This is a genomic window from Pseudomonas sp. NBRC 111139 (assembly GCF_001753955.1).
GTDB lineage: Bacteria > Pseudomonadota > Gammaproteobacteria > Pseudomonadales > Pseudomonadaceae > Aquipseudomonas > Aquipseudomonas alloputida.
Genome location: NZ_BCBP01000014.1, coordinates 139,514 through 154,728, shown reverse-complemented (window position 1 = coordinate 154,728; position 15,215 = coordinate 139,514). Strand labels below are relative to the sequence as shown.

The window sequence follows — 15,215 nt, the reverse complement described above, 5'->3', positions numbered from 1 at the left end:
CTCTTTACTTAGAAGCCTGCGCGCAGGCTGAGGGCGATAAAGTCTTTATCGGTTGGGGCCCAGAAGGAGTTGCCGGAGCCGGCCCAGGACAGTTCGGCGGAGTAGTTCTGCAGGTAGTCAGCCTTGACGCCGAACGAGCCCAGCAGGCGATCCTCGAAGAAGTTGCCGTCATAGGAGGTGCCATTCACGTCCTGACCGAAGGCTACGAAGGGCGAAACGTTGATCCCGGCGAACAGACCCGGATAGTTCAACTGGGCGCGTAAGCGATAGCCCCAGGAGAAATCGGTAACGAAGCCTTCGTTGCTGCAGACTTCCTTCTGGTAGCGCGCATTGACCCCTACCGTGCAGCCTGCCGAGCCGAGGCCCTGATTGGCGGCGAAGTTGGTGCCAAAGGAATCGGTGCGGCCATAACGACGATCATCGAGGCTTGGCAGATTGTGTATGTACTTGGCAGCCACCTCGCCCATCAAACTGAGGTTGTCCGCACCTAGTACCTGCGATACCGTTTTGATAAAGCCCAGCGATAGTTGCGAGATTTCCAGACGGTCGTAGCCATTGAAGCGTGAGCCGGACGTGGCATTGATGGCGTCCTGGCCGAGAGTCAGGTTCTCGCCGATCAACCCTGCAGTGGCGACTGGGTTACCGGCGAAGGCCGGAATAATGTCACCGGAATGCAGGGCTGCCGGCTGGTTCGGCCGATAGCTGTATTCGCCGAACACCGAGGTGCCAAGCAGTGTGGTGGAGAAGCTCAGGCCGAAGATGCGGATATCCTCGGGGAAGGCTGCGTAATACTCGACGTTAGTGGCCTGCTGACCGGCAATCCAGCCAGCACCGCCTGCCGCGCGCTGGGCGGTCATCACGCTGGGGGTGGGGGCGCGGGAGTGAATATTCATCGCATAGGCGCCGAACTCTGCACCCAGGCTGTCAGCATAGTAGCGGGCGGCCAGGCCGAATTGGCCACTGTTGCGCGCCTCGTCGTCCTCGGCTCGGTGAATGATGAAGTCTTGGGCATAACCAACCTGGTCGTTCGGATTCTGCGCGAGGGACCCGCGCGATATGCCGTAGCAACCCTCGGGAAAATAGTCGTTGAGTGCGAAGTAGGTCCCACAGCCTTCCAGCACCGACTGACGCCATTGCAACTGATAGAAGGCCTCTACGCTGAGGGCGTCGGTCAGGCCAAAGTTGGCATACAGCAGCGGTACCGGCAGCAGGGCTTCCTTCAACTGCGCGCCGGGGCGGCGCAGGGCGGCCACGTCCACCGGGTTAACGGCGTTCAGGCCGTTCTGGAAGAACAGCCCCTCTCCCCAGTTGATCACCTGATTGCCGGCGCGCAGATGCAGCGGGTGATCGGCAAGATCGAAGTCGCCAAACACATAGGCGTCCAGCAGCTCGGCGCCCTGAAACTTGGCCATTTCGTCGAAGTGACTGTCGTCCAGTTTGCTGTCCGGCTCATAGCTATTGGGCGAGTGGCCGTGTTCGACCTTGGAGTTTTCCAAGGTGTAGTCATACCAGGCCTTGGCGCGCACAAAGGCACCGAAGTTGCGCCAGTTGAGTTCAACTTCGCCGAGCAGGGTGGTCGGCGAAGACACCAAATCATCTTTTTTGTAGTTGAGGCGGCTGTCGTCGGCGTTACGTGCACCAGTGGGGTTGAATTGGCCTGCTGAGCCATACCCGTTGTGGTCGGCATTGCCCTGGAAGATCAAATTCCGATTAGGATTTTCCGCGCTCCAAATAGCCCCGGTGGTGACGCTGCCGTTGGCGCGGCCACTAATCTCGCCCCACTCAAATTCGCCGGCATTAGCTTGCAACGAAATGGCGCAGGCCAAGGGGGTCAAGGTCAGGGCGGCTTTGCCCAGCCAGCTACGACTATGCATGGAGAAGTTGGCGAGTGAAGTCATGCGACTCCCTCCTTATTGTTGTTATTGGATGGGGTGCTACTTGTATCGTCGCAAGTCGGTAAGACCGGGCGAGGACTGCGGTTCGGTTTTCTAGGGCTAACTAACTCAACTCAAGCCACCGAAAACCGGCCAGACAATCGCAGTTGTGAGTGAAGGATCGGCCTCAGAAACGCTCGCGCAGCCAACTGATAATTGTGTCGGCGACCTGTTGCGGTTGTTCGGGCAACAGCGCATGGCCGGCGTAGGCAAGCTTCTGAACTTTCACCCGTTCGGGGTAGGCCTTGAGCAGCTTGTCGGCATTTGCCGGCGGGGCCACGCGATCTTCCAGAGGCTGGATTACCAGCATGGGTGCCACACCGCCCGCCCACCAACTCTGGAGCGGGGTGGCCTTCGTAGCGGCTTCCTGATAAATCGCCACCTCGGGGTACCAGCCGTCACGCCAAGCCGCCGGTTCATTGCCTTCAGCAAAGAAGGCCAAGCGGACAGCCTCAAGATGTTCCGCCTCAGGCAGATCCGTCCTGAAGCTGTCGCGCAGGGCTTTGACTATTTCTTTGGGGATGTTGGTCGAACCACCGGCCGCTAGCAGGATCACGCCCTTGGTTTGTTGCGGATACTCGCTGGCGAACGTACGTGCCACTCGGTTACCAAAAGCATGGCCTACCACGATAACAGGGCTGTTGGTCACGGCCTTGCTGACCGCGTACACATCCGCTGCGAGGTCTTGCAGCGTCAGTCCCACAGTGAGTCCGCTGCTTTGGCCAATGCCGCGCGGTTGCGGCAGGATTACCTGATAACCGGCATCAACCAGACGCATCTTCAGATCATCGAAGTCCTGCGCGCCACGGCCCAGCGAGGGAATGAGCACCACGGGCAGGCCCTCGCCGAGCACCTCAACATGAATGCTGCGCTGGTCTTCTTTCACCATCAACTCACGTGCCTCACTCAAACCCGGCGTCTGCAGCAGCATGAGGCCGCAGAAAATATGGGCGGCGAGAACCATGGGAGTAATTGAGCGCATTGCTTGCATCGAGAACGGAGACTGGCGCATGAGTAATTCTCACTGGCTAGGCCGACTGCACGGGCTAAGGCTGCGCCTGATCTTTTGGCTCAGGGTACCGAGAACCCGTGATATGGCGTTTGTATTTGTTGTGTGCGCCGGAGTCTAGGCTTGTGAAATAAATATAAATAGTTTAAAAAAATTATTTATCGATGCATTTTAGGAATCACCATGCTCACCCTCAAACAGCTCAAACACCTGATGGCCATTCATCAACATGGAAGCATCCACCGCGCTGCCGAGGCCTTGTACATCACCCAGCCGGCACTGACTCGCAGCCTCGGAAATCTAGAGGAGGCCTTTGGAGTACGGCTGTTTGACAGGAGCAAGAGCGGTATGCAGGCCACCGATTTTTATCTAAAAATCAGGGACCGCTGTGCCCACTTGTTGCTGGAGGTAGAAGAGCTCGAACGCGAAGCGGGGCTTTACCGCAACCTAGAATCGGGGAAGCTGTCGATTGGTATGGGGCGGGCCTCCCGGGAGCTGATCTTGTGCACGGTCTTACCCAAGTTCGTAAAGCAGCACCCCCATATACAGGTGCAAATCCGCGAGGGGGTTTCGGAAGAACTTGCCTACGGCCTGACAAACTGCAGCTACGATCTGGTGATTGCCGGCGTGGGCAGCTATCGACACTTTGAAGGGCTGATATGGCAAGAGCTCCAGCGCTTGAGAATTTCGCTCGTCGTAAGGAGCGGCCACCCGCTGACACAACAGCAAGGCATTCCTCTGACGGAACTGATGAATTTCCCCCTGGTTTCAGCCACTGAGCTTTCGCCAAGCCATCCCGTGTACAAGCGACACCCCGCGCTAGCCGAACTGAACATCAGCGTGCTGTGCAGCGACTTCCACGTGCTCAAACAGATAACGCTAGAGACAGATGCCGTGATGGTTGCACCGGAACGACAGTTCCAAGCAGAGCTGGACGAAGGCAGTCTGGTGATACTGGATATCGCCGGGCTGGAACTCATGATCGAGCTATGCGCCATCGAGCTGGCTGGCCGTTCTCGCTCTCCAGCCGCACAACGCTTCATAGAGCTGTGTCAGGAGCTACTGCCTACGCTGGCCTGAACACAAGCCTATTGTGTGCTTTCAATAACCGATACTTAAAATGCATCAATCAATGAATATAATGAACTGTTAGTTATCTATCTGCCCGCCTACTCTAGCCTTGGCAGTCGAGCGTCCATTACGTACGCACAACTTATTTCTCAGGCGCCGGAGTACCTCAATGTTCACAACAAAAAAAATAGACCCATTAACTCAAACGGCTGTCAGCCTCAGTCGCACAGCAAAACAAGGGGGGCTGAGCCTAGGTTTGGTTCTCTCTCTCGCCGGGGGCACAGTACTGCCTGCCGCCGCTGCCGACAGCGTCTGTGGGCCCAAGAATATAGAGGCAGTTGCAAGCTACTTCTCCACGGCCACCGCATCGGCACCGCAGAATTATCGGAACGCTTATCAGCACTTCCCGTCTCGCGAAATCCCCGCTGCGGCCAAGCCTTTCGCGCTAACCGCAGGCCAGCCTCTGGGCAAGGTCGACTACAGCTATGAAGGCAAGGAACGCAGTCTCGACGACTTTCTGAAAAGCACGCGCAGCAACGCTTTTCTGGTTCTGCACGATGGGCAGATTCTGCAAGAGCAGTACTTCAACGGCGCTTCGCAGCAGAGCCATTTCTTGATCAACTCGATGACCAAGTCCCTAGTTGGCTTGCTGGTCGGTGTCGCCGTGGAGCAAGGAAAGATCGCTAGCCTGGACGACCCAATAACCCGCTATTTACCGGAACTGGCACACAGTGCTTATGCCACAGCCACGGTCCGCCAGGTGCTGGACATGACCACCGCAATGCAATTCGCAGGACAGAACCCCGAAGCCGCGGGCCGTGGAAGAGACATTGAAGCCGCCGCAGGTAAGAGCTTCGGCTGCAATCAGTCAATCCGGCAGCATCCTACTACTGCACTGTACAGCGAGCGCAGCCATCACGGTGAGCGATTCACCTATATCAATACCAATACTCAGGTTCTGGGGATGCTTGTCGAGCGTGTTACCGGCACCTCCCTATCGCAGTTCATGGAGAACAATATTTGGTCGCGAATAGGCACAGAGAGCAGTGCCTACTGGCTCCTCGATCAGACCGATAAGAGCAAGGCGATAGAGCATGCCTGGGTGGGTTTGAATGCACGCCTGCGCGACCTTGGCCGCATGGGGATGCTATTGGCTCATGGCGGAGAGTGGCAAGGCCAACAGCTGATCAGCAAGGCCTGGATAAATGAAAGCATGCACCCTTCCGAACCTTTCCTGCAGCAATTGCCAGAGCGCCCTCTGTTTGGTTACAGCCACCAGTGGTGGGTTCCGGTTGGCGGAGATGGAGAGTTCATGGGAATAGGCTTTGGCGGACAATACCTTTATGTCAATCAGCCCAAGCAGTTGGTGGTGGTTCAGCTGAGTACCAATCCTGCGTACGACCCCAAGAAAACTTCGGAAGAAACTCTAGCAGCGTTCCGCGCCATCGCCACTAAACTCTAAAGGGATTAACACCATGAGTTCAAATACTCTCAAAGGAATACGAAAACTGTCGGCGGCTCTCATGTTGCTATCCGGTGTAACCCATTTGTCACAACTAGTGGTTTATGGTTTCGCGCTAAACGTAATTGGTGCTGCAACGTTCGGGGCGATCTATCTTATTGTAGGCATATACCTCCTAAAACCTGGCACACTAGGCCTGTGGCTGGGTTCTTATCTGCCTTTGGCGGGAGGTATCATGGGTGCATGCCGCTACCTGCTTGTGCATAACAACCCATTTAGCTTGTTCCATATCGGAATTGACCTAATTGTCGTCCCTAGCTGTTTGTATCTGCTGGCGCTTGAATACCGTCGACTGCAACAAGTGGCGGTTAAGTCATACACATGACTTGCGTTTTAATATAGATGAGCAGGCCCCGGAGTGGGCCTACTCTCTCTGCGAGGCGCCTTGAACTGATTAATGTGAGAAGCCACTGAACGGAAAGCGAACCGAGGAATCCTCGGCCGCTTCCGACAGTTTTAATTCTCTAAATCCAGTTGATCAACACCTGACTACCCGTTACTCGACAGTCACCGACTTGGCCAGATTACGCGGCTGGTCAACGTCGGTCCCCTTTAGCACGGCCACGTAATAAGACAGCAACTGCAGCGGGATGGTGTACAGGATTGGCGCCAGGGCATCGGCAATGTGCGGCACCTTGATCACGTGGGTGCCTTCGCCATTGGTCATGCCAGCGTGCTCGTCGGCGAACACTACCAACTCGCCACCACGGGCACGCACTTCCTGCAGGTTGGACTTCAGCTTCTCCAGCAGTTCGTTGTTGGGTGCAACGGTAACCACCGGCATGTCGTTGTCCACCAACGCCAGCGGGCCGTGCTTCAACTCGCCTGCAGGGTACGCTTCGGCGTGGATGTAGGAGATTTCCTTAAGCTTGAGAGCACCTTCCATCGCCACCGGGTACTGCGCGCCGCGGCCAAGGAACAGGGTATGGTGCTTGTCGGCGAACAGCTCGGCAATTTTCTCGACGGTGGCATCCATGGCCAGGGCTTCGCCCAGGCGGGTAGGCAGTCGACGCAGCTCTTCAACCAGCTCAGCTTCGACACCGGCTTCCAGCGTACCGCGCACCTGACCAAGGGCCAGGGTCAGCAGCATCAGCGAAACCAGCTGGGTGGTGAATGCTTTGGTCGAAGCCACGCCGATTTCAGGGCCGGCCAAGGTCAGCAGGGTCAAGTCCGACTCGCGTACCAGCGAGCTGATACCCACGTTGCAGATCGCCAGGCTGCCGAGGAAACCCAACTCCTTGGCGTTGCGCAGTGCGGCCAAGGTATCGGCGGTTTCGCCGGACTGCGAGATGGAGACGAACAGCGTGTCCGCCTGCACCACCACCTTGCGGTAGCGGAACTCGCTGGCCACTTCTACCTGGCATGGGATGCCGGCCAGGCTTTCCAGCCAGTAACGCGCAACCATACCGGCGTGGTAGCTGGTGCCACAGGCAACGATCTGCACGTTGCGCACCTTGGCAAACAGGTCGGCAGCTTGCGGGCCAAAGGCCTGGACCAGCACGTTGTCCTTGCCCAGGCGGCCTTCAAGCGTGCGCTGAACAACGCTTGGCTGCTCGTGAATTTCCTTGAGCATGAAGTGGCGGTAAGCGCCCTTGTCGGCAGCCTCGGCACCTTCGTGGTACTGCACGGTTTCGCGCTGGACCTTGTTGCCCTGCTGGTCCCAGATAGAGACCTGATCACGGCGGATTTCAGCGATGTCGCCTTCTTCCAGGTACATGAAGCGGTCAGTAACCTGACGCAGCGCCAGCTGGTCGGACGCCAGGAAGTTCTCGCCAAGGCCCAGACCGATAACCAGCGGGCTACCACTGCGTGCGGCCACCAGGCGGTCCGGCTGCTTGGCACTGATCAGCGCGAGGCCGTATGCGCCGTGCAGGCGCTTCACCGCCGCCTTAAGGGCGTCGGTCAGGTCTGGAATGCTCTTCAGGGTGTGGTGGATCAGGTGGACGATGACTTCGGTATCGGTCTGCGAAGTGAAGACATAGCCCAGGCCCTTCAGCTCTTCGCGCAGCTCCTCGTGGTTCTCGATGATGCCGTTGTGCACCACGGCCACGTCATTGCCCGAGAAGTGCGGGTGGGCGTTGCCTTCAGTCGGCGCACCGTGGGTAGCCCAGCGAGTGTGGGCAATACCCAGCTGGCCTGCCAATGGGTCATCAGCAACAGCAACCTCCAGCTCGCTGACCTTGCCGATGCGGCGGCGGCGCTGCAGTTCACCGTTCTGGGTGAGTACAGCCAAACCGGCGCTGTCGTAACCGCGGTATTCAAGACGCTTAAGGCCTTCGATCAGGATGGCTGTGATATTACGCTCGGCGACAGCACCAACGATTCCACACATGTTTTATTGCTCCTGGCTGATCGCGGCGCAGATCAGGTTGATGCCGCGGGCTTGAATTTGTTCGCGCGCTGCTGCTGGCAGGCGTTCATCTGTAATAAGGGTGTGCACACTGCCCCAGGGCAGCTCGAGGTTAGGGATCTTGCGCCCTACCTTGTCCGACTCGACCATCACGATCACTTCACGGGCGACTTCGGCCATGACCCGACTCAGCCCAAGCAACTCGTTGAAGGTAGTGGTACCCCGGCCGAGGTCGATGCCGTCGGCACCGATGAATAATTGGTCGAAATCGTAGGAGCGCAGTACCTGCTCCGCGACCTGGCCCTGGAACGATTCGGAATGCGGGTCCCAGGTGCCACCGGTCATCAGCAGCACCGGCTCGTGTTCGAGGTCGCAGATTGCACGGGCCACATTGAGCGAATTGGTCATCACCACCAGGCCTGGCTGGCGCCCCAGTTCGGGGATCATTGCCGCCGTAGTGCTGCCGCTGTCGATGATAATGCGCGCATGTTCGCGGATACGCCCCACGGCAGCACGCGCAATGGCCTTTTTATAGGAAGAGACGGGTTGTGCCGGTTCACCCAGCAACTCTTGCGGCACCGGCACCGCACCACCGTAGCGGCGTAATAACAAGCCGTTGGTTTCCAAGGCGGCGAGGTCTTTGCGAATGGTCACTTCCGAGGTGGCGAAACGCTTGGCCAACGCGTCCACACTTACCTCACCCTGCTCGCTGAGCAGAGCCAGAATATTGTGTCGCCGTTGTGGTGTGTTTCGTTTCGACATGTGCGTTTAAGTTTCGATTCGAAAGTTAGTGGTTGCAATCAAAACCTAAGACGCGCGATTCGTCAAGCTGTCGCTGACCTGTGGATTGTTTGCTTCTGCTTTGACGCGGTCCTTTTGGCGCGGCAGCGCCAATAAAAAAGCCGACTTATTCACATAAGTCGGCTTTCGATCGAAACGGCTGTGAATAACTCAGCTCTTCTTGATCTTCTCCGGGCGCTTCCAGCCCGAAATGTTGCGCTGGCGCGCACGGGCTACAGCCAGGTCACCCGCTTCTACGGCCTGGGTGATGGTCGAGCCGGCTGCGGTGGTCGCGCCGGCCTTGATTTCCACAGGCGCCACCAGCGAGTTGTTCGAACCGATGAACACGTCTTCACCCATCACGGTCTTGAACTTGTTGGCGCCATCGTAGTTGCAGGTGATGGTGCCGGCGCCGATATTGGTGCGCGCACCGATTTCGGCATCCCCCAGGTAGGTCAGGTGACCAGCCTTGGCCCCTTCACCCAGGTGGGCGTTTTTCAGTTCGACGAAGTTACCCACATGGGCCTTGGCGTCCAGTACGCTGCCCGGACGCAGGCGGGCGAACGGGCCAGCATCGCTGCCTTCGCCCATCACAGCGCCTTCGAGGTGGCTGTTGGCCTTGACCACCGCGCCTTTGCGCAGGGTCGTGTTCTTGATCACGCAGTTAGGGCCGATCTGCACATCGTCTTCGATGACCACCTTGCCTTCGAGAATCACGTTGATGTCGATCAGCACATCACGACCAACGCTGACTTCACCCCGAACATCGAAGCGTGCCGGGTCACGCAGGGTAACCCCCTGAGCCATCAGACGGCGGCCTTCACGCAACTGGTAGTGACGCTCCAGCTCGGAGAGCTGGCGGCGGTCGTTGGCGCCCTGCACTTCCATAGCGTCGTGTGGCTGTTCAGTTGCCACCACCAAGCCATCGGCCACTGCCATGGCAATTACGTCGGTCAGGTAATACTCGCCCTGGGCGTTGTTGTTCGACAGCCGGCCCATCCAGTCAGCCAGACGCGCGGCTGGCAGCGCCAGAATGCCGGTGTTGCCTTCCTTGATCGCTTTTTGCGCGTCGTTGGCGTCCTTGTGCTCAACGATGGCAGTTACCCTGCCCTGCTCGTCACGCACGATCCGGCCATAACCGGTCGGATCGTCGAGGGTGACTGTCAGCAGTCCCAGCTGCTGATCGTTGGCCTTCGCCAACAGACGCTGCAGGGTCTCCACTTCGATCAACGGCACGTCGCCGTACAACACCAGCACGGTATCAGCGGTCAGCGCTGGCAGTGCCTGGGCAACAGCATGACCGGTACCCAGCTGTTTATCCTGCATGACGAAATTCAGGTCGTCAGCGGCCAAGCGCTCGCGAACCAGCTCGGCACCATGGCCAATGACCACATGAATACCTTGCGGCTGAAGTTGGCGCGCGCTGTGGATAACATGGCCGAGCATGGAATTGCCAGCTACCGGGTGCAACACTTTGGGCAGCGCCGAGCGCATGCGGGTGCCTTGGCCGGCGGCGAGAATAACGATATCGAGTGACATTACTGGCTACCAATCCTGGGCGGTCAGTGAAAGACCGGGGGGAGAAAACAGAAAAAGAAAAAGGGTAGCCGAGGCTACCCTTTTACTCAATCGCAACAGCAGTTATCAGCCGGGGCCGATTACTTGCCTTTGCGCATTTGCTGGACGGTACGCAGCTGGGCTGCGGCCTCGGCCAGACGTGCGGCGGCGGCACTGTAGTCGAAGTCCGCGCCTTTCAGATTCAGGGCGTTCTCGGCAGCCTTGAGGGCCTCCTGAGCCTGAGCTTCATCCAGGTCTGTAGCACGTTGCACGGTATCGGCAAGCACCTTGACCATGTTCGGCTGAACCTCGAGGAAACCACCAGAGATGTAGAACACCTCTTGTGCGCCACCCTGCTTGGTCAGCGTGATCGGACCAGGCTTGAGATTGGTGATCAGCGGCGCATGGCCTGGAGCGATACCAAGATCACCCAGGTTACCGTGCGCAACCACCATCTCGACCAGGCCGGAGAAGATCTCTCCTTCCGCGCTGACGATATCGCAATGGACTGTCATAGCCATCTGCTTGCCTCAACCTGATAGCGCCCCTTGCGGGGCGCAGGAATTACAGTTTCTTGGCTTTCTCGATCGCTTCGTCGATGCTGCCGACCATGTAGAACGCTTGTTCTGGCAGGTGGTCGTAGTCACCTTTGAGGATGCCGCTGAAGCCAGCGATGGTGTCTTTCAGGGAAACGTACTTACCTGGCGAACCGGTGAAGACTTCTGCCACGAAGAACGGCTGCGACAGGAAGCGCTGGATCTTACGAGCGCGGGCTACCAGTTGCTTGTCGGCTTCGGACAGTTCGTCCATACCCAGGATCGCAATGATGTCCTTCAGCTCTTTGTAGCGCTGCAGAACATACTGAACGCCACGAGCGGTCTCGTAGTGCTCGTTGCCGATCACGTTCGGGTCCAGCTGGCGCGAAGTCGAGTCCAGTGGGTCGACCGCTGGGTAGATACCCAGGGAGGCGATATCACGGGACAGAACGACGGTGGCGTCCAAGTGGGCGAAGGTGGTCGCTGGCGACGGGTCGGTCAAGTCGTCCGCAGGTACATATACGGCCTGTACGGAGGTGATCGAACCTTCCTTGGTGGAGGTGATGCGCTCTTGCAGAACGCCCATCTCTTCAGCCAGGGTCGGCTGGTAACCTACTGCCGAAGGCATACGGCCCAGCAGTGCGGATACTTCAGTACCGGCCAGGGTGTAACGATAGATGTTGTCGACGAACAGCAGAACGTCGTTACCTTCGTCACGGAACTTCTCGGCCATGGTCAGGCCGGTCAGCGCTACACGCAGACGGTTTCCTGGTGGCTCGTTCATCTGACCGTAGACCAGCGCTACTTTGTCGAGAACGTTGGAGTCCTTCATCTCGTGGTAGAAGTCGTTACCCTCACGAGTACGCTCACCCACACCAGCGAACACGGAGTAACCGCTGTGTTCCATGGCGATGTTACGGATCAGTTCCATCATGTTTACGGTCTTGCCGACACCGGCACCACCGAACAGACCAACCTTACCACCCTTGGCGAACGGGCAAACCAGGTCGATAACCTTGATGCCGGTTTCCAGCAGGTCGTTGCCGCCTGCCTGGTCAGCGAACGAAGGCGCTGGCTGGTGGATACCGCGACGCTCTTCTTCGCCGATCGGGCCGGCTTCGTCGATCGGGTTGCCCAGTACGTCCATGATACGGCCCAGGGTGGCCTTACCAACTGGAACGGAAATGGCAGCGCCGGTGTCGACGACATCCAGACCGCGCTTCAGGCCTTCGGTCGAGCCCATCGCAATGGTACGAACCACGCCGTCGCCCAGCTGCTGCTGAACTTCCAGGGTGGTTTCCGCGCCTTGTACTTTAAGCGCGTTGTATACACTCGGCACGACGTCACGTGGGAATTCCACGTCGATGACGGCGCCGATGATTTGAACGATACGTCCGCTACTCATAGCTGGATCCTCTGAATATGTGAACCGTTAAACCGCGGCAGCGCCGCCGACGATTTCCGAGATCTCCTGGGTGATCGCAGCCTGACGCGCCTTGTTGTAGATCAACTGAAGCTCTTTGATCAAATCACCGGCGTTGTCTGTGGCGTTCTTCATGGCGATCATCCGGGCCGCTTGTTCAGCAGCGTTGTTCTCGACCACCGCCTGGTATACCTGCGACTCCACGTAGCGCACCATCAAGCCGTCCAGCAGCTCTTTTGCGTCGGGTTCGTACAGGTAGTCCCAGTGATGCTTGAGATCCTGATCCGGGGTTGCCACCAACGGTACCAATTGCTCGACCGTCGGCTTCTGGGTCATGGTATTGATGAACTTGTTCGAAACCACCGAGAGGCGATCGATACGGCCGTCCAGGTAGGCGTCCAGCATCACTTTGACGGAGCCGATCAGATCGTTGATCGATGGCTCTTCGCCCAAGTGGCTGATCGCTGCTACGACGTTGCCGCCAAAGATGCGGAAGAAAGTCGCACCCTTGCTGCCGATCACGCACAGGTCGATTTCCACGCCCTGTTCGCGGTTTGCGCTCATGTCCTTGACCAGGGCCTTGAACAGGTTGGTGTTCAAGCCACCGCACAGACCACGGTCACTGCTCACCACGATATAACCAGCGCGCTTTACAGGGCGCTCGATCATGAACGGGTGGCGGTATTCCGGGTTGGCGTTGGCCAGATGACCGATCACCTGGCGGATACGTTCCGCGTAAGGACGGCTAGCAGCCATGCGCATTTGTGCCTTGCGCATCTTGCTGACCGCCACTTTCTCCATGGCGCTGGTAATTTTTTGCGTGCTTTTGATGCTCGCAATCTTACTGCGAATCTCTTTTGCGCCTGCCATGTATCACCTATCAGGTTAGCAAGCGGGGGCCTGAGCCCCCGCTGCGGCTTACCAGGTCTGGGTGGCCTTGAACTTCTCGATACCGGCTTTCAGGCCTGCGTCGATTTCGTCGTTGAAGTCACCCTTCACGTTGATCTTCGCCATCAGTTCAGCGTGATCACGGTTGAAGAAGGCGATCAGAGCTTGCTCGAAGCTGCCGATCTTGGAGACTTCTACGTCGATCAGGAAGCCACGCTCAGCGGCGTACAGCGACAGAGCCATGTCCGCGATGGACATCGGCGCGTACTGCTTCTGCTTCATCAGCTCGGTAACGCGCTGACCATGCTCCAGCTGCTTGCGGGTCGCTTCGTCCAGATCGGACGCGAACTGGGCGAATGCAGCCAATTCACGGTACTGAGCCAGAGCGGTACGAATACCACCGGACAGCTTCTTGATGATCTTGGTCTGAGCGGCACCACCTACGCGGGATACCGAAACACCGGCGTTCACTGCAGGGCGGATGCCCGAGTTGAACATGGCCGATTCCAGGAAGATCTGACCGTCAGTGATGGAAATCACGTTGGTCGGAACGAACGCAGAAACGTCGCCAGCCTGGGTTTCGATGATCGGCAGAGCGGTCAGGGAACCGGTTTTGCCAGTGACAGCACCGTTGGTGAACTTCTCGACGTACTCTTCCGAAACGCGCGATGCACGCTCCAGCAGACGGGAGTGGAGATAGAACACGTCGCCTGGGTATGCTTCGCGTCCTGGTGGACGACGCAGCAGCAGGGAGATCTGACGGTAGGCAACGGCCTGCTTGGACAGGTCATCGTAAACGATCAGTGCGTCTTCACCGCGGTCGCGGAAGAACTCGCCCATGGTGCAACCGGCGTATGGCGCCAGGAATTGCAGTGCGGCGGATTCCGAAGCACTGGCAACAACCACGATGGTGTTGGCCAGGGCGCCGTTTTCTTCCAGCTTGCGAACGATGTTGGCAACGGTGGAACGCTTCTGGCCGACAGCAACATAAACGCAGAAAATACCGGAGTCTTTCTGGTTGATGATGGCGTCGATGGCCATGGCGGTCTTGCCGATCTGACGGTCGCCAATGATCAGCTCACGCTGGCCACGGCCGACAGGGATCATGGCGTCGACGGATTTGTAACCAGTCTGTACAGGCTGGTCTACCGACTTACGCCAGATCACGCCTGGAGCAACTTTCTCGACAGCGTCGGTCTGGGTGTTGCCCAGAGGACCTTTGCCGTCGATCGGGTTGCCCAGTGCGTCGACGACGCGACCCAGCAGTTCCTTACCAACCGGAACTTCCAGGATGCGGCCGGTGCACTTGGCGCTCATGCCTTCGGCGAGGGTGTCGTATGCACCCAGGATCACTGCACCTACGGAGTCTTGCTCCAGGTTCAGGGCCATGCCGTAGACGCCGCCAGGGAACTCGATCATTTCGCCGTACATGACGTCGGCCAGACCGTGGATCCGCACGATACCGTCGGATACCGAAACGACGGTACCTTCGTTACGGGCTTGGGAGCTCACATCGAGGTTATCGATGCGGCCCTTGATGATTTCACTAATTTCGGAAGGATTGAGTTGCTGCATTGCTCTGCTGCCCCTTCAAACTCAAGATTTCAATGCTTCGGCCAGTTTCGCGATTTTGCCGCGAACAGAGCCATCGATTACCAGGTCACCAGCGCGGATGACGACGCCGCCAATCAGGCTGGCATCCTCCGACGCGTGCAGGCGCACTTCCTGGCCTAACCGTGCACTGAGAACCTTGGCGAGTTTGTCTTGCTGTTCTTGGTTCAACGCGAAGGCACTGGTGACTTCCACGTCCACGGATTTCTCTTGCTCGGCCTTGTACAGGTCGAACAGGGCGGCAATCTCCGGCAGAAGCAGGAGACGGTCGTTTTCCGCGGCAACATGAATGAAATTCTGTGCCTGTGCATTGAACTTGTCACCGCACACGTCAATGAACGTGGCGGCCTTTTCTGCGCTCGTCAGTCGCGGGGCCTTGAGCAGGCGCTGCATGGTGTCGTCTTGCGACACCGCAGCAGCCAGGCCGAGCATGGCTGACCAATTGGCCAGTTGCTGATGGGCCTGGGCATGCTCAAAGGCAGCCTTAGCGTAAGGTCGGGCCAACGTGGTCAGTTCTGCCATGATCGCCCTCGC

13 protein-coding genes are annotated in these 15,215 nt (G+C 58.0%); 3 read left to right on the top strand and 10 right to left on the bottom strand.

What is annotated here, in order from left to right; translation table 11 throughout:
* Positions 1–8: 8 nt before the first annotated feature.
* Positions 9–1,898 (bottom strand): DUF1302 domain-containing protein, encoded by a 1,890-nt coding sequence (locus BJQ17_RS00795; RefSeq protein WP_003253214.1) that lies wholly within the window; start codon positions 1,896–1,898, stop codon positions 9–11.
* 163 nt (positions 1,899–2,061) lie between these two features.
* Positions 2,062–2,946, bottom strand: coding sequence for an alpha/beta fold hydrolase (locus BJQ17_RS00790; RefSeq protein WP_173881342.1), 885 nt, complete (start codon positions 2,944–2,946; stop codon positions 2,062–2,064).
* Positions 2,947–3,126: 180 nt separating this feature from the next.
* On the opposite strand from BJQ17_RS00790, the gene BJQ17_RS00785 reads away from it, so the two are divergent.
* From BJQ17_RS00785 to BJQ17_RS30780, 3 genes are all read left to right on the top strand, one after another.
* Positions 3,127–4,023 carry a LysR family transcriptional regulator gene (locus tag BJQ17_RS00785; RefSeq protein ID WP_003253209.1) on the top strand — a complete coding sequence of 299 codons (897 nt, stop codon included), beginning with the start codon at positions 3,127–3,129 and terminating at the stop codon, positions 4,021–4,023.
* Positions 4,024–4,183: 160 nt separating this feature from the next.
* Positions 4,184–5,476 carry a serine hydrolase gene (locus tag BJQ17_RS00780; protein ID WP_070095369.1) on the top strand — a complete coding sequence of 431 codons (1,293 nt, stop codon included), beginning with the start codon at positions 4,184–4,186 and terminating at the stop codon, positions 5,474–5,476.
* A gap of 13 nt (positions 5,477–5,489) precedes the next feature.
* Entirely contained in the window at positions 5,490–5,861 is a 372-nt protein-coding gene (locus BJQ17_RS30780) for a hypothetical protein (protein WP_139139740.1), read from the top strand.
* 171 nt (positions 5,862–6,032) lie between these two features.
* Here BJQ17_RS30780 and glmS read toward each other — a convergent pair whose 3' ends face one another.
* The 8 genes from glmS to BJQ17_RS00740 all read right to left on the bottom strand — a co-directional run bounded on the left by glmS (position 6,033) and on the right by BJQ17_RS00740 (position 15,203).
* The gene (gene glmS, locus BJQ17_RS00775) at positions 6,033–7,868 is read right to left on the bottom strand and encodes a glutamine--fructose-6-phosphate transaminase (isomerizing) (protein ID WP_004575180.1); all 1,836 of its coding nucleotides are present in this window, start codon (positions 7,866–7,868) and stop codon (positions 6,033–6,035) included.
* Between the two features lie 3 nt (positions 7,869–7,871).
* The gene (locus tag BJQ17_RS00770) at positions 7,872–8,648 is read right to left on the bottom strand and encodes a DeoR/GlpR family DNA-binding transcription regulator (RefSeq protein ID WP_003253204.1); all 777 of its coding nucleotides are present in this window, start codon (positions 8,646–8,648) and stop codon (positions 7,872–7,874) included.
* A 189-nt stretch (positions 8,649–8,837) separates the two neighbouring features.
* Positions 8,838–10,205: a bifunctional UDP-N-acetylglucosamine diphosphorylase/glucosamine-1-phosphate N-acetyltransferase GlmU gene (gene glmU / locus BJQ17_RS00765; RefSeq protein WP_003253201.1), complete on the bottom strand. Its 1,368-nt coding sequence runs from the start codon at positions 10,203–10,205 to the stop codon at positions 8,838–8,840.
* A 119-nt stretch (positions 10,206–10,324) separates the two neighbouring features.
* The gene (locus BJQ17_RS00760) at positions 10,325–10,744 is read right to left on the bottom strand and encodes a F0F1 ATP synthase subunit epsilon (protein WP_003253199.1); all 420 of its coding nucleotides are present in this window, start codon (positions 10,742–10,744) and stop codon (positions 10,325–10,327) included.
* Positions 10,745–10,787: 43 nt separating this feature from the next.
* Entirely contained in the window at positions 10,788–12,164 is a 1,377-nt protein-coding gene (atpD, locus tag BJQ17_RS00755; RefSeq protein WP_003253197.1) for a F0F1 ATP synthase subunit beta, read from the bottom strand.
* 27 nt (positions 12,165–12,191) lie between these two features.
* Positions 12,192–13,052, bottom strand: coding sequence for a F0F1 ATP synthase subunit gamma (gene atpG, locus BJQ17_RS00750; RefSeq protein WP_003253195.1), 861 nt, complete (start codon positions 13,050–13,052; stop codon positions 12,192–12,194).
* 48 nt (positions 13,053–13,100) lie between these two features.
* Positions 13,101–14,645: a F0F1 ATP synthase subunit alpha gene (gene atpA / locus BJQ17_RS00745; RefSeq protein WP_003253193.1), complete on the bottom strand. Its 1,545-nt coding sequence runs from the start codon at positions 14,643–14,645 to the stop codon at positions 13,101–13,103.
* A 21-nt stretch (positions 14,646–14,666) separates the two neighbouring features.
* Positions 14,667–15,203, bottom strand: a complete 537-nt coding sequence (locus tag BJQ17_RS00740; protein WP_003253191.1) for a F0F1 ATP synthase subunit delta — start codon at positions 15,201–15,203, stop codon at positions 14,667–14,669.
* Positions 15,204–15,215 lie beyond the last annotated feature (12 nt).